Consider the following 19445-nt stretch of genomic DNA (forward strand, 5'->3'; position numbering starts at 1 on the left):
ATCACCCCTGCTTTCTGTAGTCTCCCGGCGTCATGCCCGCGTATTCGCGGAATGCCCGGCTAAAGTACGTCAGACTTTTGTACCCGACCTGATCGGCTACTTCATACACCTTCAGCTTATGGTTGCGAAGCAGCTCCTTCGCCCTCTCCATGCGGCACATCGCCATATATTCGTTAAAGCTGACGCCCATCGTAACCTTAAACATATGACCGAGATGATTGGGTGAATAGGCAAAGTGGTTCGCCATTTCCTTCAGCGTAATTTCCTCCGAGAGATGATCCTTTACATAACCCGTAATTTCATCAAATAGACGGTTGTTTCGGCTTTGCTTGCGCGTATAGACCATCTCCGAGATTTCGAAGAGCGTCCGCTGCAGCCAGGACTGAATATCATGGGCCGTCTCGAACTGATTGATCGTATCAAAATAATCGCTGCTCCAGCCGAGCAAGCTCTGGAAGCTTTCGTTCATTTGCTCCAAATAATGCTCCAGCTTCATCACGATATGCAAGGAGAAATGATAGACCCGGATCGGCTTCTCGAACGTCTTCACCAGCTGGAACAGCTCCTCCATACAGTCGCATATGCGAACAAGCTGATAGTTGACCGTCGCCGTAAACATCTGGTCCAGAATGGAGTTGACGTCCCGGACCTCCCTCGCTTCATTCCACTTGGCTTCGCCGGGGAGAATCAGCCTGTCCCGTCCCAAAAACATCTTGAAGCCGATCAGCTCGCGCGCTTGTCCGAAGGAGGACACCAGCGAGCCCCGATCCGTAACGGAGTCGCCGAAGCTGACGGTTGCCGTAAGCGGACCGTACGACCTCACCTGATCGATCATACGGTCGAGCTCGTCGATCATCCCGGGTTCCGAGGCCGTATAGATGAGTCCGATGCGGGCATCCGACACTTTGCAATACAAGCCGAGACTGCGCTTGTCGATATAATTCATAATCAGCTCCAGCGTATGATCCAGCAGAATGGCATGATCCCGCTCCGAGTACCGGCTCGGCAAGACGCGGTCTACTTCAATAAGCACGGCGGCGGCAGCCGTCTTCGGGATGTTGACGGAATACTTCTGCAGGAACGTATGCAGCGTCTGCTCGTCCATATCGCCCTCCAGCAGATGGAGCACCACATCATTGCGGATGAATTCGAAGGAATCCATGCTGGTTGCCTCTTCTTCCTTCATCGCATCCAGCTCCGCTACGATTCTTCGCAATATATCGATCAGCTCATCATCATCTACCGGCTTGAGCAGATACGCATCCGCTTTCATATCCAGCGCTTGCTTGGCATAATCGAAATCCTGGTAGCCGCTGATGAATACCTTCTTCACCCGATTATTTTTTTGCTGGGCCAGCTTGGCCAGCTCCAGACCGCTCATGATCGGCATCTTAATATCGGTAATCAGGATATCCAGATGGTTCTGCTCAATGAACGACCATGCCGCCAGCGGCTTGTTCTCCCAACGCAATACTTCAATGCCCAGCTCCGTCCACGGAATGAGCTGTCTCATGCCTTCCAGATCGAAATTTTCATCGTCCACTACGATTGCTTTATACACGGATGTTCCTCCCTCGAAAACAGAAAAAAGCGAACTGGAATATACTGATACCAGTATATCCCCGTTGCTCTTAATTGTTAATGCGGTATTGCAGATGAATCGGGCAGTTTCTGAGCCCTCATAACCTATTCCTTGAGCGACCCGATGAGCACGCCTTTGACAAAGTAACGCTGAAGGAATGGATACACCATCAGAATCGGCAGCGTCGCCACCATCATCGTCGCCATCTGGAGCGCCTTGACCGTTACGGTCTGAGACACGGCGCTTTGCGCGTAGCTATTCAGATTGTTCAGCAGATTGGCCGTTGTGCCGGCGTTAATGATCTGGACAAGCAGCGTCTGCAGCGGCACCAGGTTCTGATCATGGATGAAGACCGCCGGAATGAACCAATCGTTCCACAGGAATACGGCCGTGAACAAGCCAAGCGTTGCCAGTACCGGTCCCGATACCGGAAGCACGATCCGGAAGAAGACGCCGAAGTTCGAGCATCCGTCGATCCGGGCCGATTCCTCGATGCCGTCCGGCAGCTGGGTGAAGAACGTCCGGAAAATAATCATGTTATATACGCTGACCATCCCGTGCAGAATCAGGAAGAAAAACGTGTTGTACAGGTTCAAGCTGTACACGATGATGAAGTAAGGGATAAGCCCGCCGTTGAAAAACATCGTAAAGATGGCGAACAGCGTGTAGAACTTTTTGAGCAAAATGCCTTTTTTCGATAACCCGTAAGCGAACAATGCCGTAAAAAACATGGATAGCGCTGTGCCAAGCACGGTTCTCATGATAGTAATAAAGTAGGCGCTGAAAATTTGTTTGTCCTTGAACACGATCTCGTAGTTCTGGAGCGTAAAGTCCCTCGGCCAGAACGTGATGCCGCCAAGCGCCGTATCCGAGCCGCTGTTGAATGAGATGACAAACGAGTTCCAGAACGGATAAAACGTAATAAATGCCAAAATCGTGAGCAGTGCGTAAATCGTGCCGCGCAATGCCTTATCTGTAAATGACAGCTTCAATGTCGCCACTCCTCATGATAGTTTCATCGTGATCATACATACCGCTTACCATAGACTCTCCCGTCCCAATTTTCGTGCGATCGCATTGGCACCGACCAGAAGTACGATGCTAAGGAATGATTTGAACAAGCCCGCCGCTGTCGCATAGGAATATCGCTGGTTCATGATGCCCATCTGGTACACATACGTATCGAGCACATCCGCGACCGACATCACAATTCCGTTGTTCAGGTTGCGGGTAAGCATCATGATGTCCTCGAATCCGGCGTTCAGCACGTTGCCTACGCCAAGAATCAGGAAGATGATAATGACAGGCGCAATGCCGGGAATCGTAATCGTAAAGATCTGCTTCCATCGGCTGGCGCCGTCAATAGCCGCAGCCTCATACAGCGAGGGGTCGATGCCGACGATGGCCGCCAGGTAGACGATGGAGCCGAAGCCGATTTCCTTCCATACATTCGTGCCGACCAGAATCGACCAGAAGTAATTGGGCGACGACATCCAGTTAATGGGGGCGTCGATCAGCCCGATGGCGAGCAGCAGGTTGTTCACTGCGCCGTCATCCACCGCGAACATGGAGAATACAAAACCGGAAATGACCACCCACGAAATAAAATGGGGAATATACGTAATCGTCTGGACAAAGCGCTTGAACAATACGCCGCCAATTTCGTTCAGCATTAACGCAAGAATGATTGGAGCCGGGAAGCCGATTGCCAGCTTCAACAAGCTGATGACGAACGTATTGCGCATAATGCGCCAAAACTCCGGCGATTCAAAAAACATCTCAAAATGGCGGAAGCCTACCCACTCGCTCTCCCAGAAGCCCTTGAACAAATTGAATTCCTGGAACGACATCAGCACGCCCCACATCGGGCCGTAACTGAATATCAGCAGAAACAAGATAGCCGGCAAAATCATGAGTTGATAGTCCCATTGCCTCGCAAACCTCACCCAGAACGAGGCTTTGTCCAAAGAAACGTTAGGCTGCATGCTTGCTGAATCTTTCCTCTTAGCTACTCGATCTAACACTTCTAACCACCTACTCATTCGTAATCTTGTGTATGGAATAGTACTATCTTAATCCGGGTGCCCGCCCCATTCCAGAACACTAACTAACGATTGTTGTACAAAATCAACGGTGATCGCAATACAGCGTTTTTTTCAGATAAATAAATGCCCCAGACGCCGGATTCGCGCATAAAAAAAAGCCCCTCACACCGTTTCCGGCGTAAAGGACTTCGCGTTCAGAACGACTCATAGATTAGTGCAGCAGCGGCTTCCTGGCTCCGAATTCGGCCTTCCCGCTCCAGGTAATAGAGATGCGCCAGCGTCTCGGACATCGCAAATCTGAGGTTATGCGGATTGTCCCGCAGACGGGCGCCGAACAGCGTCTCGCATAGCGCGAAGGCGGTACATGGCTCCTCCTTCAGCAGCTCAGCCATCCGATCCAGCCTTCTGGCATGATGACCGATCAATTCTTCGATACGGCCTCCGAAATCGGTAAAGGGATCGCGGTGCCCTGGCAAGGCGAAGGCAACGTCGTACGACTTCAGCCCTTTCAAACTGTCAAGAAAGGCTTCCAGAGGGTCCAGCTCCTCTCCCGGCACTACGCTGACATTGGGCGTAATATGAGGCAGCACCTGATCGCCGCATATCATCCAGCGGATTCCCGGCTGATAGAAGCATAAGGCGCCATACGCATGGCCAGGCGCATCGATCAGCTCCCACTCCCACTCGCCAAGCTGAAGCCTCTGCCCCGCTGATATGTACTGTACCTGAGGCTGCGGCGATACAAGCTCAATGAACCCGTCCAGGTTGTGTTCAATGCGATCCATGATCTCCCCCGGCATGCCATGGCGGATGTACAGCTCGCGCAGCGCCCCTGGGAAGCGGCTTCCTTCCCCCCACAGCCGCTGCGCATAAGCATGCGACCTCTCGCTCATATAGACAGGTGCTCCCGCTCGTTCCTGCATATACCCTGCCAGCCCGTAATGGTCGGGATGCTGATGCGTAAGTATGATTCGTGTGATGTCGTTCCACCCAAGCCCTGTTTCCGCCAGCGTACTCTCCCATAGCTTCTTGGCTTCAGGTGTGCCCAGACCAGGATCAATGACGGTTACGCCCTCCCGCTCCGGGATGATATAGCTGTTGACCCATTTCAATGAGAAAGGCAGCGGAACCTTCACCTGCAGCCATCCGTGTTCTAATGTGGATATCGTCGTATTCATAATGCACTCCCTGCCATAATCATTCGCGGCGATTTTTCCTTATCATACGGACTGCCGTCATAATTGCCGTACAGCTGCTCCAATCGGAGTCCGCATTCCTCATAGCTCCGCTCGAACCACTCCAGCGGATACAGCCGCACTCTCTCCAAATATTGTCTCGCCCGCTCCGGCTCATCCGGCTTGAACACGGATATCTCCTTCTGTACCCATCCGCCCGTGATCGAACGCTCCTCGACAATTTGCAGTCCGCATAGCTCGTCGAACCGCTCGGACCACGCAACGAGATTCCGTTCAATATAATGGGGATTCAGGTAGTCGATCAAGAAAGAGCCTCCCTTGCGCAATACACGCCGAATCTGCCGCAGCACGCTCTTATTATCCTCTTCAAGCGAAAAATAGCCAAATGAGGTAAAGAGATTGAACGTCGCGTCGAATGTTCCGTCGGCAAATGGCAGTTCTCTCATATCACCATGCTTCCATGCCACCCGGCCTTCGCGATCATGCTCCCTTGCCTCTTGCAGCAGAGCATCGGACAGGTCCACCCCCGTCACGTCAAAGCCCGCTTCTGACAAGGCCAGTGAATGCCTCCCCATGCCGCAGCCGATATCCAGCACGCAGGCTTGCTCAGGCAGTGCCAGCCACTTCGCCATCCTCTTGGCCTCCTGATTAGCTTGTCCTGAGTCCCGGTGTCGATAAACGATCATATAATCCCTGCCAAAGCTTTGTTCATACCACGGTTTCATCACACTAAGTCTGCTTCCTTTCGTCAGCCTGAAATGAATAGCGGCCATGATGTTACCTTATCTTAGCATAAGTTTTGCCACGCGGCGCAAACTATGGAAGCTTGCCGCGTCATGCGTGTAAGACATTCGTTGATCCGGAGGCGAGCGCCATGAACGAACGAATCCGCTTATTATTCGCCGAAGCGGCGGATCTGAAAACCTATACGCTAACCAACAATGCCATGAATATCGACATTGCGTATATCGCTCCGCTATGCGACGAGAAGATGGTCAGCGATTTTATAACCGTTCCCTTTACGAAGGAAGAAATCCCTTACCGCAAACAGCTTCAGACCATACCGGAGTACCTTAAGGTCGAAGACCCAGCCAGATGGCAGGACCTCTTGCTGCGCGGCAATGTATTGATTCAAGATAACGAAACCGGGGAAATCTATTCTTTCTTTACAGGGGACGTCATCTGCAATGAAAGCCCGCAGACACAAGTCGAGAGCGCCATCCAAGGTCCGCAGATTGCCCTGAGCGAGGACTTGAACAAATCTCTAAATCTGATTCGGACGATGTATCCGGTACCCGAGCTTGGCATCGAGGAATATTCCGTAGGCTATATCTCAAAGACACCTCTGCTTGTTGTATTCGATCAGCGGCATGTCGATCCATCCGTACTGGACAATGTCCGCTCGAAGCTGAGCAGCATCAGCGTAGATATGGTGCATGCCGCCGGAGAACTGGAGAAGCTGTTAATTGGCAAGCGCCGGCATCTCTTCCCGACCGTCCTCATCACCGAGCGCCCCGATCGTATCGCAAAAGCGCTGAGCAAGGGCAAAGTGATCGTACTTATTAAAGGCAGCATGTTCGCCCTGATCATGCCCGTGTCCTTCTTCGACTTCATGCATGCCATCGAAGATAATTATGAGGCTTATTGGATGACAAGGGCTCTTATCCTGATCCGATACATGTCGATCGTCTTGACGATTACGCTTCCGGCGCTCTATATCGCCATTGTTTCGTACAATCCAGAGCTGTTCCGGGTACAGCTTGCCTTCTCGATTGCGGCAAGCCGCTCTGCCGTGCCTTATCCGTCCTATATTGAGGTGTTTATTATGTTGTTCATGATTGAGACGCTGATCGAGGCGAGTATCCGACTGCCCCGATATATCGGGTCAACGGCGACAACGGTCGGCGGTCTGATCCTGGGGCAAGCTGCTCAACAAGCGGGCCTGGTCAGCAGCATTATGATTATTGTAACGTCGGTAGTGGCGATTTCCAACTTCGTGATTCCGATCAACTCGTTATCGTTCTCCGTGCGATTTCTGAAGTATCCCTTAATCGCCGCCTCTATCTTTTTCGGCATCTCCGGCGTGGCGATAGGGCTGTTTCTCTACGTATGTTATCTATGCAATCTTAGAAGCTTCGGCAAACCTTACTTCCGACTGCACGGCAAGATTAATCCGGCAGAGGGAGACGTTGGGCAGGTGAGAACCAAATGAACCGATATTTCTTCTATAATTTCATGCTGGTCAGCCTCATGAATCTGATGCTGTTCGTGCCGCATATTTTGGTAAAAAACCGTTATTCAGGCGGTGTATCTTCTCTGCTCGTTGCGCCTGTCATCGGGGCTATACTCATCTATATGTTCACGAACGCAATGACCCGCTACCCCGGACTCGGCTTTCCGGAAATTATGAAGCTTCATTGTCCCAGATGGCTGGTATCGCTTACGTCCATTTTTTTCGCCGTCATGTGGTGGTTCTCCTCTACGATTGTCGTGGTCGCCTATGCCGTGCTTATTAACCGTTTTTTCAACCCGGACGCCAACACAACAGTTATTCTGATCATGATGGTCATCGCTGCCGCTTACGCCGCGTCCCGCTCCACCTTGACGATAGCCTTCATCATTGAAATCGGAATCATCGTGAACGCTCCGATCATTCTGTTTATTTTGTTCAAGATGGTGCGGAGCCCTCAGCTTAATTTCGATGCGATCCGGGTGGTCGCCAATCATGTCATGGAGATGCCAACCATTATTACCATAGCTGCGGCGACGCTCATTTTTACAGGCTATATCCACTTGGCGCTGTTCAACAGGCTGTTCCCGCCCAATTTCCGCTTCAAGCATCTCTATATCTATCCCATTCTGGGATTTGTCATATTGCTCATCACGTTTTTTGTTCCGATAGGCTTTCACGGGACAGAAGGGGTGGACCGGTATATTTACCTCTGGGCGGTAACCTCTGACTCGCTAAGCATGCAGTATGGGTTTATTGAGCGCGTCATGTTCCTGTTCCTGATCGTGTTTCTCAACTTGACGCTCGTCTATACGATGTCCGGCTGGCATCTCGGCATGGAATATATCAAGAGCTGCTTCAAAGGCAGCAAGCCGGAGATCGATAGTCCCAAAGCACCGAAATCCAACTATATCATTCTTGGAGTGTTCGCAACGGCAACCGTGCTGTATCTCATCTTCACGAATGAGAAAATCAACTATCTCATCACCTCCTATTGGCTGGTGCTTCGAATGTTCACAGAGGTGGTAAGCGTACTCTGGGTGTTCATCCTGAGCAGAAGGAGACTGAGACCGGAATGAAACGCAATGTGGCTGTACTCTCTCTATTCCTGGCATTGCTTACACTTAGCGGTTGCGGCTTCAAGGATATCGATAAGCGATTTTTTGTGGTCGGCACTGGCATAGACTGGTCCGGCAACGAAAGCAAGCCGTATCGGATTACTCTTCAGCTCGCCATTCCGTCACCAAAGATTGAGCCCGGCGCATCCAAAATCCAATATGAGACGATTGACGCGCCAACCATTGCCGAAGGGGTGCGGATGCTTAAGGCCTATGTAGACAAGGAGCTGGACTTTGGTCATTGCAAGATGATGATTATCGGCGAGGAGCTGGCCAAGCGGGACATTAACCATTCCATCGATTGGATGCTGCGCAGACGGGACATTCAAAGCGTGGCTACACTTGCCGTGGGAAGGCCTACGGCAGAGAACGTGCTGCACGTACAGCCGGCATCCGAACGTTATCCAGGCAACTCGCTGCTGCTGTCCTTCGGGGCTGATGGCACGGAGTCATCGTACAATTATGCCGAGACGTTATCGGGGCTATCACGGAGAGTGACGGAGAAGGGCATGGATCCGGTGCTCGCGATCATTACGAATGACGGCAAGGAAAGCTACGTCATTAATCAAGTCGCTCTATTCGACAAGAGTAAGATCAAATTGATTTTATCTCCTACCGAGACCCAGTTGTTTAATCAAATGTCAGACCACTTTACGAAAGCATCCATGCATGGCATGTTCAAAGGCACACCCATGGTTATTGCGATCAATCAATTGAACTCCAGCTTCCGAATTAATGAAAAAACCGATCCTCTGCTCATAGCCGTGAAAATTAAAATGGATGTTGTATTTGAGGAAGCGCCTAGCGGCCTGTTCGACAAGCCTTGGCAGCCGGTGGAGGATGCCTTGGCTTCCGAGTATGAGAAGGCAGCCATTACCCTGCTGAAGAAGATCCAGCGCCATGGCATTGACCCCTTCGGATTCGGTCTTCGGTACCGTGCGACCCATTCCAGCGCGAATTCCTGGCAAAATTGGACCCAGCTCTACCCGGATGCCAAGTTCAACGTAGAAGCGATGGTCAAAATCGAAGGTACCGGATTAATCAGATAACGGCAAGCCTTATGAGCAGGCTTGCCGTTCATATTGTTGCTATGTTGAAGAGATTCTGACCAGCCTGTCTGTGCCGCCAAGCTCCGAAATAGTGGCCGCACCGATGCCGAACATAGCCGCTCTTAGCTCAAATTCGATCCGTTCGAACTGTTCAATCAGCCCCTCGATCGACAACGCGCTATTCTCTCCTGCTGCTTGTGGGAGCAGCGAACGTCCGAAGCCCGCCATATTCGCACCAAGCGCAATCGCTTTGGCGGCATCCACCCCGTTATGCAGCCCGCCGCTTGCAACGATGGGCATCGAAGGGAGCGCAGCCCGTACTTCCGCTACACTCTCAGCGGTTGGGATACCCCATCCGGCGAACGCTTCGGCGGCCTGGCGGCGTACCGGATCGCTGACACGGAACTTCTCAACCTGGCTCCATGATGTTCCGCCTGCTCCCGCCGCATCGATAAAAGCGACGCCTGCTTCGCTCAATCGGGCAGCTGTCCGGCCGTCAATTCCCCAGCCCACTTCCTTCACGCCAACGGGAACCGCTACGTTGCGGCACACTTCTTCAATTCGGCCAAGCAGTCCGCTGAAATCCGTATCGCCTTCCGGTTGGAATACTTCCTGCAAGGCATTAAGATGAAGGACAAGCGCATTCGCCTCGGCCAGATCGACCGCGCGCTGACATGCCTCCGGTCCCATCCCATAATTCAGCTGGACAGCCCCAATGTTAGCGATGATCGGAATACGCGGCGCAAAGGCACGAATCTTGAAGGTAGAGGCAAGCTCCTCTTTCTCCAGTGCCGCGCGCATGGAGCCGAGCCCGATTGCCCAGCCTCGCTCTTCGGCAGCCATCGCGAGCCGCTTATTAATGGCACCCGCCTCATTGGTGCCGCCCGTCATTGAGCTGACAAGCAGCGGTGCCCGCAGCGGCTGTCCGAACCATTCCGTATCCAGACGAATACGCTCGAACGACAGCTCAGGGAGCGCATTATGCTTGAAGCGATAGTCGTCAAACCCTGTTTGGATGCCGACACCGGCTACTTCCTCCTGCAGACAGATTCGAATATGCTCGCCTTTGCGCTTTTCGATATGGCCCTCGCTAGTTGACTTCAAAGATTGACCTCCTGGTTGCATGGCCTCACCTCCCGTTTACCTCTGTTATGGGCGGGCTCTGCAAGATTGCTTTACCGATTAGCATAGCATATTTTTGAGGTTTGCGCTTCCGCGGGACTCCCCAGTGACGGAATAGGACGATCCATCAGGAAACGGGGGCCGTCGCACATGGACATAGAACTTAGTTTATATACGATTTCCTAAATAAACCAATTAAACCTTCATTATCCTATGATTATTCCAATCAAATATTTGAATTTGTCGATCAAAATTATTGTGTATTGCTGCTCTTTCATATACACTTAAGACATACGACAAACGGTATACAACGGCCGCTTTTTCGCTCGTTGTTTAATTCAAACAATCAGGAGGCATTATCATGGACATCCGTATTTTTGAAACATCCGAAGAGCTTGATCTGTACGCAGCGGAGATCTTCCGCAAACTGATTAACGAAAAACCGAATGCGGTGCTGGGTCTTGCGACAGGATCGACACCTGTCGGCATTTATGCCAAAATGGTAGAAGACTACACTAACAAAAAAGTGAGCTTCAGCGGCGTTACAACGTATAATCTCGACGAATATGTGGGGCTAACGCCGGATAACGATCAAAGCTACGCCTACTATATGAATAAGAACCTCTTCTCGCATGTCGACATTCCGGCAATCCAGACGCACCTGCCAGACGGTATGGCTGAAAATCCGCAAGATGAATGCGTCCGCTATGAAGCGATGATTAACGCATGCCCTGCCGATATTCAGTTGCTCGGCCTTGGCCATAATGGACATATCGCATTCAACGAGCCTGATGAGCATCTGTCCGCAGGCACGCATGTTGTGAAGCTGAAAGAAGAGACTCTCGAAGCCAACGCCCGCTTCTTCGCATCCATCGACGAAGTGCCGAAGGAAGCGTACACGATGGGCATCGGCTCCATATTGAAGGCGAACACCATCTTGCTGGTCGTTCGCGGCTCCGACAAAGCGCATATTGTGAAAGAAGCGCTGACCGGTCCAATTACGACTAAGGTGCCTGCTTCCTTGCTGCAGACACATCCGCGAGTAACGGTTCTGCTTGATCGTGAAGCGGGAAGGATGCTGGGATAAATGACAATGAGCTCCCTGACTTGGAACATTCATAACGTTCATATCGTGCTGGAGGATCGGGTTGTAAAGGGTAGCGTGCAAGTATCAAACGGTCGTGTTGCCGCGATCGTGCCGGAGGAGTCCTCCGCGGAGCTGCCTGCTGATGCAGAATCAGTGGATGGCAAAGGAGGCTGGCTGCTGCCAGGCTTTATCGACGTTCACGTGCACGGCGGCTTCGGAGGCGACTTCATGTATGCCAATAGCGAAAGCTTTGACCGGATTACGAAGTTCCATGCATCGCAAGGAACAACCGGCATGCTGGCTACCACGATGACGGCTTCGAAGGAAGCGATTGATGCTGTACTGGACGCCGTTGCGGAGTACCAGCAATCAGGCAATCAATATGCTCCGCTGCTGGGTGTGCATCTGGAAGGTCCATTTATTAGCGAGAAGTGGCCTGGCGCCCAAAATCCGGCTTACATTCAAGACCCTCAGCTGGAATGGCTGAAGGAATGGAATGAGAAGCATCCTGGCATGGTGAAGCTGCTGACGCTGGCTCCGGAGAAGAACAACTCCAAGGAAGCGATCGCTTGGATGTCGGAGAATGGCATCATTGCGGCAGCAGGCCATACGGATGCCGTCTATGACGAGGTCAAAGCTGCAGCCGACGCCGGACTGACGCATGCCGTTCATACGTACAACGCTATGCGAGGCCTGCATCACCGCGAGCCTGGCACGCTAGGCGCCGTATTGACCGATGATCGCATCTACACGGAGATTATCGCCGACGGTGAGCATGTGCATCCCGCCGCTATCGCGCTTATGCTGGCTGCCAAGCCGCTCGACCGAGTCATTATCGTGACGGACGCAATCGAAGCTGCAGGCATGCCTGACGGCACGTACGAGCTGGGCGGACTGGCCGTTGTGGTGAAGAACGGAACCGCGCGTCTGCGCGAAGGCAATGCGCTGGCTGGCAGCAGCTTGACGATGATTCGCGCATTCCGCTACATGCTGAACCATTCGAAGCTAGGCATTCTTGAAGTGAGCCAACTGGCTAGCGGCAACCCTGCGCGCGAGCTTGGCATCTTCGACCGCACCGGCTCCATCGCTGAAGGCAAGCAAGCCGATCTCGTGCTGGCAGACGCTGAATTCAACGTGGAATGCACTTGGGTGCAAGGCCGTACCGTATTTCATAAATCCGAATAAGCTTGAATTATAGATGCCAATATGACGAAATAAAGAAAAGGCGGTGCCAGGGGAATTATCCCAGGCACCGCCTTTTCTGGTTCTTACTTGATTGCCTGCTTCTGGAGGTCTGTATATCCAGCCAAGATGTAACCTTTTAATCGAAAAAGAGCTGTCCCTTCGTCATGTCAGACTTGCGGGACAGCTCTTTATGGTTAATCCGTAAGGTGAATGGATACATGATGGCGCTTCAATTCCTCAGCCAACTCACCGGTCAGCGGAGAATCGGTAATAACCGCCTTCAGCTCCGAGATTGCGGCTACGGAGAACAGCGACGTCCGATTCGCCTTCGTATGGTCGAATACCGCATATGTTTCCTGCGAACGCTTGATCAGCGCTTTGGCACTTTGCGCCTCTTGCTCGGAGTAGCTGGAGATGCCGCCCACTGCGGAGATGCCGTCAATACCGATGAACATCTTGCCGATATGCAACTGGGCAATCATCCCTTCGCCAAGCGGCCCGCACAGCTCGAAGCTATTATGCCGCATAATGCCGCCGGTCACAACAACCTGGATCGGACTGCCAGCCAGCTCCATAGCGATGTTGACCGCATTGGTGACGACGGTAATTCCTTTACGGGCCTTGAGCAGCTTCGCAAGCAAGAAGTTGGTTGTACCGCCGGAGAGGCCGATAACATCGCCTTCGACAATATGCTTGGCAGCCGTCTGGGCGATCTTCTCCTTCTCCAGAATCGACAAGCCTTCCTTCTCGGCGAAATGAAGCTCTCTCATGGTGCCCATCCCATCGTACATGGCGCCGCCAATTGTACGGATAACGGGATAGACGCCTTCCATCTGCTCCAGGTCCCGTCTGGCTGTCGCTTCCGAGCAGCCGAAGCGCTCGACCATCTCGACGATCGTGATGCGGCCCTGCTGCTTAAGCAGCTGCAGAATCGCCTCTCGGCGGCGCTGTCCCTTCGAACCGTTCCCTTCGATCACCATTAGCGCTCCACCCATGCCTTAGCCGACATGCGTTGCTCTACGACTTCCCATTCCGGCAGCGCTTCCCAATCTCCGCGCATCTGGACAACCAGTGAACCGTTAATGCTGGCAAGGCGAACCGCCTCGATGGGCGTCAGCCCCTTCATAATGCCTGCGAGGAAGCCTGCGCAGAAGCCGTCGCCGGCTCCTACCGTATCGACAACCTGCTCCGCCGGATAGAACGGGATAGCGGTCTCGACGCCCTTGTCGAGCACAACGGTCGCATCTCCCATGCCTTTAATAACGCTAACGCCCTTCAGGGCATTCAAATGTTCCTTTATTTCTGCATAATCATCTGTATCATACAGCAGCTTCAGCTCGTCCCAGCCCGGCAAGAAGTAATCGGCGTCCGCAGCAAGCGGCAGCAGCGTCTTGCGCGCTTCTTCGATCGACCACAGCTTGAGACGCAAGTTAGGATCGAAGCTGACCAGAACGCCCGCTTCCTTGGCAATATCGACCGCCCGGCGAACCGTTCTGCGGCAATCCTCTCCCAAGGCGCAAGTAATGCCGGTCACATGCAGCAGCTTGGCGCTGCGAATATAATCCTCGTCCAAATCCTCTGGCGTCATTCTGCTTGCTGCCGACCCTTTGCGGAAATAATGGACGGCTAGTCTGCCCGCAACATGCTCGCGGAACATCATGCCTGTCGGCGCTTCTCCGTTAAATCTCACACGGGAGATGTCAACACCTTCTCCGCGCAATGTCTTCATGATCAGCTTTCCGAACGGATCGTCGCCGAGCGCTCCGAACCAGCCCACGGAAGTACCGAGTCTGGCAAGGCCGATTGCAACATTGCTTTCCGCGCCGCCGAAGCTCTGCTCAAGCGTCGCTGCGCGCTCGAGCGATTTATGCTCTTCCGGCATAAATAGCGCCATCGACTCTCCGAACGTTACGATCTGAGGTGAACTTTCACGCACAACCATATCCCCCTAATAACCCGTTCTTTATCATTTTCCCTAGAGTGGTTTGTAAATAGGCTCCACCATGAAATAGATCATGGCAACGTACAGCACCAGGATAATAAGGCTCATCACTTTTGCTTTGTTAATTGGTGCAGAAGCGCTTTGCCCGGCTTGAATCTGGCTTACAACCAGCTTAAGCGGCTTGGAGATAATCCCGCCGATTGCGGCAATAGCCAAAAATAAAACGGTAACAATTATCATCCAGATAACGGCATAGTCGCCTTGCGACATTAAGTAGCCGCCCGTCAATAATTGCAGCACCAGAAAATATTGGGCGATACGGTTCGCCGAAAGCAAGCCGGAGGCAAGGCCGCCTTGTCCCGTTCCCGCAAGCTTCGAAGCTCCTCCCAGCATAATAGGCAGCACGATATAGAATCCCATACCTACAGCGCCCAGAACGTGCAGTAACATCATTGCTCCAGACATTCTCAATTCCTCCTGTTTTGTTTTACCTATAATAAGTAGTTTATCAGAAACCGTACAATTTTCAAATGAACAAAAAGCAAAAACTGCCACAGCGAGCCTATTCGCCTGGCAGTCTTCTCTCTCATCATAGCGATTCATGGAGGGGCAATACAACCTCGAATACGGTTCCTTCGCCCGGTGAGCTCTTGACTTTGACTGTGCCTCCGTGAAGCTCCGTAATCTTATGGACGATCGATAGGCCCAGACCGTTGCCCTCCGCGGTTCTGGTCCGCTGCTTGTCGCCCTTGTAGAAGCGCTCGAAGATCCGCTGCTGATCCTCTTGCGAGATACCGATGCCCGTGTCGAACACCTCTACTCGCGCCGCATCCTCCACCTTCTTCAGCGAGATTCGGATGCTGCCGCCATGAGGCGTGAACTTGATCGCGTTATGCAGCAGATTCAGCCATATTTGACTAAGAAGCTCCTCATTGGCGCGAATAGGGCAGGGCTCTGTATCCAGCTCAATATCCAGCTCCTTGTCCAGCCATTGCGGCTCGCAAGAGAGGACAACATGCTCAAGCTGAGTATCCAGCCGGTAACGCTGCTTCTCCCACTCCACGTGATCGGATTCCAGTGACGTCAGCTTCATTAAATTATCGCTCAGCCGGGATAGCCGGACCGTCTCCTTTTCGATGATAGAGAGGTAGCGCCTTTGCTCCTCGCGGGAGAGATCCTCGCGCTGCAGCGTATTGGCAAATCCGCGAATCGAGGTGAGCGGCGACTGAATTTCATGCGACACATCCGAGATGAACTGCTGGCGCAGCCTCTCCACCTGCCGCAGCTCCTGCGTCATCTCATTGATGGAATCGACAAATTCGCCGATTTGGCCGCGATACTTCCCTTCCTGATCAATGACGACATTGAAGTCGCCTTTGGCGATGCGGCGAAGAGCGGCCATCATCTCATTCCAGACGACAACCTGCTTCGGGCGTGTCACGATGCTGACTACAAATCCCAATAAGATCAGAATGAACAGGCCAAGCCCCCAATTCACCAGCTGGACGATAAAGTCGTTCCAGGAAACCGGATGCGTCTCATAAAACCATCTGGTGAGGAAATACGCCGCCGTAAACGCGACGCAGCATAGCAGAAACAGCAGCGCGAGTGCGCCTGAGCCTTTCACCGCCATCTCGGTTTTGGAGATTTTCCGGTTCATTCCGCAGCCTCCATCCGGTAGCCGAGTCCCCGAACTGTCGTGATCCTGGCTGTGACGCCCCAGCCCGCAAACCGCTCGCGCAGCCGGTTCACATGGACATCGAGCGTTCGCTCGTTGCCGTCGAAGTCGTATCCCCAAATCGACTCAATTAGCGAGCCCCGTGACAGCGTACGCCCCTTGTTGCCTATCAACACGAAGAGCAGCTCAAATTCCTTCGGCGGCAGCGTCACGGCCTCGCCATTCACGCTCATTTGGTACGTAGTCCGATCCATCGTCAGCTCGCCTGCCGACACTTGCTGGGAGATTGCGATGCGGTACCGCTTCATGAGTGCCCGTACGCGGACGACCAGCTCCTGCGGATCAAACGGCTTGACAATATAATCGTCTGTCCCGATGTGGAAACCCTTCACTTTATCCCGCAATTCGCCTTTGGCCGTGATCATCAAAATAGGGATATCATAGTGCTCGCGCAGATTGCGGCACAGCTCCCAGCCATCCATATTCGGCATCATAATATCCAAGATAACCATATCTGCCGGTGACGCATCCATGATGTCCATGGCTTTCATGCCATCGGACGCATGCTGCACTTGATAGCCTTCCTTCGCCAATATGACGCTCACAAGCTCCCGGATATGGGGATCATCGTCTACAATAAGCACATAACCCATATGCTATCCCTCCTCGCTTTGTCAGGCTGTTTTATTCATCTTCAATTGTCCATCCGCAAATTCCCGGTACAAGGTATGCGAGCGGTACAATTGCTCATGCGTTCCTTTGCCGGTAATCCGTCCCTTTTCCAAAAATACGATCGTATCCGCATCCACCACCGTAGATAAGCGATGTGCGATGACGAGCGTCGTACGGCCGGCCATCAAGTTTTTGAGCGCGTCCTGCACGACCTCCTCCGACTTGCTGTCCAGATTGGAGGTCGCTTCATCCAGCATAAGCAGCTCCGGGTCGCGAAGCAGCGCTCTTGCGATGGCAATACGTTGGCGCTGTCCTCCAGACAGCTTGATGCCACGCTCGCCCACCTCCGTATCATAACCGTCCGACAGCTCGCGGATGAATCCGTCGGCATACGCCATGCGGGCGGCATTCTCCATCTCTTCGTCGCTGACCGCCCGGTCCAGCCCGTAGCTCAAATTATCGCGAATCGACCCGGCAATAATCGGACTTTCTTGAGAGACGTAGCCGATCTTGGACCGCCAGGAACGCAGCTTCACGTCCGACAGGTCTTGACTGCCGATGCGGATGCTTCCTGAGGTGGGCGAGTAGAAACGCTCCAGCAGGGAGAACATCGTCGTCTTGCCGCTGCCGCTAGGTCCTACGATCGCCGTAACCTTGCCCGCTTCAATCTTCATGCTAACATCTTGCAGAATCGGCTCCTCCGGCTTATAGGCGAATGAGACCCGATCCAGTGTTACGGTCTTGCGAATATGCTCAGTATCGCTGCCGCTATTCTGATTCTCTTCCTCCGCGCCCATAATGGCGATAATGCTGTCGGTTGCGCCCATCGCCTTCTGAAACTGCGTGAAAAACTGTGAAATTTGCGTAATCGGCAGCATGATCTGGAACAAATACATGATGAAGGCGACCAGCTCGCCGGCTGTCATCGCCCCCGACGATACCTGCACCCCGCCGAAGCCGATCAAGCCAACCAGCAGCAGCAATATAATAAAGGAAATGACTGGCGCAATCAATGCCTGCATCTTGGCTTCCTTTAGACCGAAGCGGAATAGATTCATAATGCCTTTACGGCCTTGCTCATACTCCATCGGCTCTGAGCCGGATGCCTTCACCAGCCTGATCTCCGAGATGACCCGGTTGATAACTGATGTAAACTTCGCGTTTTCCTCCTGCGTTTCCTTGGAAATCTTGTACATGCGAGATCCAATCGGAACCATAATAAGCGCTGCTACCGGGAAGACGACCAGCATCACGAGCGTCATTTGCCAGTTCATGTAGAACAAAATGGCCAGCGCCCCGATTACAGACAAGATGCCGGTGAAGAAGCCTGTAATATGCTCGGTAATCAAGCTTTTCAGAATAGCCGTATCATTCGTGAGCCTGCTAATCGTCTCCCCCGACGACTTGTTGTCGTAATACGGCACCGGCAGGCGCAGCAGCTTGCTCCATAGCCGTTCTCGAATGGAGGATACGATCTTGTTGCCGCTGTAATGGAGCCAATAGACCGACAGCCCTCCCGCTACAACCTGCGCGATGAATGCCGCTGCAATACCGATAATCTGCCCGGAACCAAGTGATCCGAATGAAAAGCCGTTCACCAGTTCTTTTGTAAATAACGGAATCGTAAGCCCGACCAGCGTCGTGACCACACTTAACAGCACAGCCAGCCCCAGCAGCAGCTTAGGAGGATTCGTCTCCATAATGAGCCGCGCAAACCGCTTGACCGCACCTTTCTTTTTCCCTTGTTCCATCTCTCCACTTCCTATCTGTATCTGTTCTATATCCTTACTGTACCTTCCCTGTTTAAACGGAATGTAAACAAGGATACAAAACTGAGCGCTCCCCAAAACTTACATGACTACAGGATGGAGCTTATTAACACCTGCGCATGGCTGTTCATACCAACTGCACAAGAAACATTCTTCCAATCCGATACATTGGCAAAGGCGAACGCTACCGCTTCTCCATTCAAAAAAAGAAGCCCGCCCTTTGTAAAATGGAAGGGTCGAGCAACCATTTCAAGGAGACTTCTTTTGTCATTCAAAAGTATGAGCGAATGATGCTCGCAGATACGCTGCTAGTCGAGTTCCTCGGCTTAGAGCGCGGGCGCGGGCTCGCGAGTACGCTGCAAGGCCGAGTTTCTTGGCTTAGAGCGCGGGCGCGGGCTCGCGAGTACGCTGCAAGCCGAGTTTCTCGGCTTAGAGAGCGGGCGCGGGCGCGCGGAGCGACTGCAAGCCGAGTTTCTCGGCTTAGAGAGCGGGCGCGGGCTCGCGAGGACGCTGCAAGCCGAGTTTCTCGGCTTAGAGAGCGGGCGCGGGCGCGCGAGTACGCTGCAAGCCGAGTTTCTCGGCTTAGAGAGCGGGCGCGGGCTCGCGAGTACGCTGCTAGCCGAGTTTCTCGGCTTAGAGCGCGGGCGCGGGCTCGCGAGGACGCTGCAAGGCCGAGTTTCTCGGCTTAGAGAGCGGGCGCGGGCTCGCGAGGACGCTGCTAGCCGAGTTTCTCGGCTTAGAGCGCGGGCGCGGGCTCGCGAGGACGCTGC

At 53.0% G+C, this 19445-nt stretch carries 18 protein-coding genes; 6 read left to right on the forward strand and 12 right to left on the reverse strand.

The genetic code is table 11. The features are described 5' to 3' along the window. Window position 1 precedes the first annotated feature (1 nt). The 5 genes from ACFVSO_RS10180 to ACFVSO_RS10200 form a co-directional block, all read right to left on the reverse strand. Complete coding sequence (locus tag ACFVSO_RS10180; RefSeq protein WP_387472816.1) at window positions 2–1561, reverse strand: helix-turn-helix domain-containing protein; 1560 nt, start codon at window positions 1559–1561, stop codon at window positions 2–4. Window positions 1562–1686: 125 nt separating this feature from the next. Continuing rightward, the gene (locus tag ACFVSO_RS10185) at window positions 1687–2574 is read right to left on the reverse strand and encodes a carbohydrate ABC transporter permease (protein ID WP_387472818.1); all 888 of its coding nucleotides are present in this window, start codon (window positions 2572–2574) and stop codon (window positions 1687–1689) included. Window positions 2575–2619: 45 nt separating this feature from the next. Then, a complete protein-coding gene (locus ACFVSO_RS10190) occupies window positions 2620–3567 on the reverse strand; it encodes an ABC transporter permease (protein WP_387472885.1) in 948 nt (315 codons plus the stop codon). 254 nt (window positions 3568–3821) lie between these two features. After that, the gene (locus ACFVSO_RS10195; RefSeq protein ID WP_387472820.1) at window positions 3822–4805 is read right to left on the reverse strand and encodes an MBL fold metallo-hydrolase; all 984 of its coding nucleotides are present in this window, start codon (window positions 4803–4805) and stop codon (window positions 3822–3824) included. Beyond that, a complete protein-coding gene (locus ACFVSO_RS10200) occupies window positions 4802–5596 on the reverse strand; it encodes a class I SAM-dependent methyltransferase (protein WP_387472822.1) in 795 nt (264 codons plus the stop codon). Before ACFVSO_RS10200 ends, ACFVSO_RS10195 begins: the two co-directional genes overlap by 4 nt. A gap of 101 nt (window positions 5597–5697) precedes the next feature. Here ACFVSO_RS10200 and ACFVSO_RS10205 point away from each other — a divergent pair, with 101 nt between their 5' ends. The 3 genes from ACFVSO_RS10205 to ACFVSO_RS10215 are packed head-to-tail and all read left to right on the forward strand — an operon-like array spanning window position 5698 to window position 9220. Next, window positions 5698–7035: a spore germination protein gene (locus ACFVSO_RS10205; RefSeq protein ID WP_387472824.1), complete on the forward strand. Its 1338-nt coding sequence runs from the start codon at window positions 5698–5700 to the stop codon at window positions 7033–7035. Next, on the forward strand, window positions 7032–8132 hold the full coding sequence (locus ACFVSO_RS10210) for a GerAB/ArcD/ProY family transporter (protein WP_387472826.1): 1101 nt from the start codon (window positions 7032–7034) through the stop codon (window positions 8130–8132). The genes ACFVSO_RS10205 and ACFVSO_RS10210 overlap by 4 nt, the downstream gene beginning before the upstream one ends. After that, window positions 8129–9220, forward strand: a complete 1092-nt coding sequence (locus ACFVSO_RS10215) for a Ger(x)C family spore germination protein (protein WP_387472828.1) — start codon at window positions 8129–8131, stop codon at window positions 9218–9220. Before ACFVSO_RS10210 ends, ACFVSO_RS10215 begins: the two co-directional genes overlap by 4 nt. 39 nt (window positions 9221–9259) lie before the next feature. On the opposite strand, the gene fni is transcribed toward ACFVSO_RS10215, so the two are convergent. After that, the gene (fni, locus tag ACFVSO_RS10220; RefSeq protein ID WP_387472830.1) at window positions 9260–10345 is read right to left on the reverse strand and encodes a type 2 isopentenyl-diphosphate Delta-isomerase; all 1086 of its coding nucleotides are present in this window, start codon (window positions 10343–10345) and stop codon (window positions 9260–9262) included. A gap of 358 nt (window positions 10346–10703) precedes the next feature. Here fni and nagB point away from each other — a divergent pair, with 358 nt between their 5' ends. Then, the gene (nagB, locus tag ACFVSO_RS10225; RefSeq protein ID WP_387472832.1) at window positions 10704–11429 is read left to right on the forward strand and encodes a glucosamine-6-phosphate deaminase; all 726 of its coding nucleotides are present in this window, start codon (window positions 10704–10706) and stop codon (window positions 11427–11429) included. After that, on the forward strand, window positions 11430–12614 hold the full coding sequence (gene nagA, locus ACFVSO_RS10230) for an N-acetylglucosamine-6-phosphate deacetylase (protein WP_387472834.1): 1185 nt from the start codon (window positions 11430–11432) through the stop codon (window positions 12612–12614). It begins immediately after the preceding gene. Window positions 12615–12808: 194 nt separating this feature from the next. Here the strand turns inward: nagA and ACFVSO_RS10235 are convergent, their stop codons facing one another. The 6 genes from ACFVSO_RS10235 to ACFVSO_RS10260 form a co-directional block, all read right to left on the reverse strand. Continuing rightward, window positions 12809–13594 (reverse strand): DeoR/GlpR family DNA-binding transcription regulator, encoded by a 786-nt coding sequence (locus ACFVSO_RS10235; protein ID WP_387472836.1) that lies wholly within the window; start codon window positions 13592–13594, stop codon window positions 12809–12811. Next, window positions 13594–14556 (reverse strand): sugar kinase, encoded by a 963-nt coding sequence (locus ACFVSO_RS10240; protein WP_387472838.1) that lies wholly within the window; start codon window positions 14554–14556, stop codon window positions 13594–13596. Before ACFVSO_RS10240 ends, ACFVSO_RS10235 begins: the two co-directional genes overlap by 1 nt. 33 nt (window positions 14557–14589) lie before the next feature. Further along, window positions 14590–15021 carry a hypothetical protein gene (locus tag ACFVSO_RS10245; protein WP_387472840.1) on the reverse strand — a complete coding sequence of 144 codons (432 nt, stop codon included), beginning with the start codon at window positions 15019–15021 and terminating at the stop codon, window positions 14590–14592. A gap of 124 nt (window positions 15022–15145) precedes the next feature. After that, window positions 15146–16216 (reverse strand): sensor histidine kinase, encoded by a 1071-nt coding sequence (locus ACFVSO_RS10250; protein ID WP_387472842.1) that lies wholly within the window; start codon window positions 16214–16216, stop codon window positions 15146–15148. Beyond that, window positions 16213–16887 carry a response regulator transcription factor gene (locus ACFVSO_RS10255; RefSeq protein ID WP_387472844.1) on the reverse strand — a complete coding sequence of 225 codons (675 nt, stop codon included), beginning with the start codon at window positions 16885–16887 and terminating at the stop codon, window positions 16213–16215. The genes ACFVSO_RS10250 and ACFVSO_RS10255 overlap by 4 nt, the downstream gene beginning before the upstream one ends. 21 nt (window positions 16888–16908) lie before the next feature. Next, window positions 16909–18657: an ABC transporter ATP-binding protein gene (locus ACFVSO_RS10260; protein WP_387472846.1), complete on the reverse strand. Its 1749-nt coding sequence runs from the start codon at window positions 18655–18657 to the stop codon at window positions 16909–16911. Window positions 18658–18902: 245 nt separating this feature from the next. Here ACFVSO_RS10260 and ACFVSO_RS10265 point away from each other — a divergent pair, with 245 nt between their 5' ends. Next, the gene (locus ACFVSO_RS10265) at window positions 18903–19364 is read left to right on the forward strand and encodes a hypothetical protein (RefSeq protein ID WP_387472848.1); all 462 of its coding nucleotides are present in this window, start codon (window positions 18903–18905) and stop codon (window positions 19362–19364) included. Window positions 19365–19445: the final 81 nt, after the last annotated feature.

The sequence above is a fragment of the Paenibacillus sp. NPDC057967 genome (assembly GCF_042887015.1).
Classification (GTDB): Bacteria; Bacillota; Bacilli; order Paenibacillales; family Paenibacillaceae; genus Pristimantibacillus.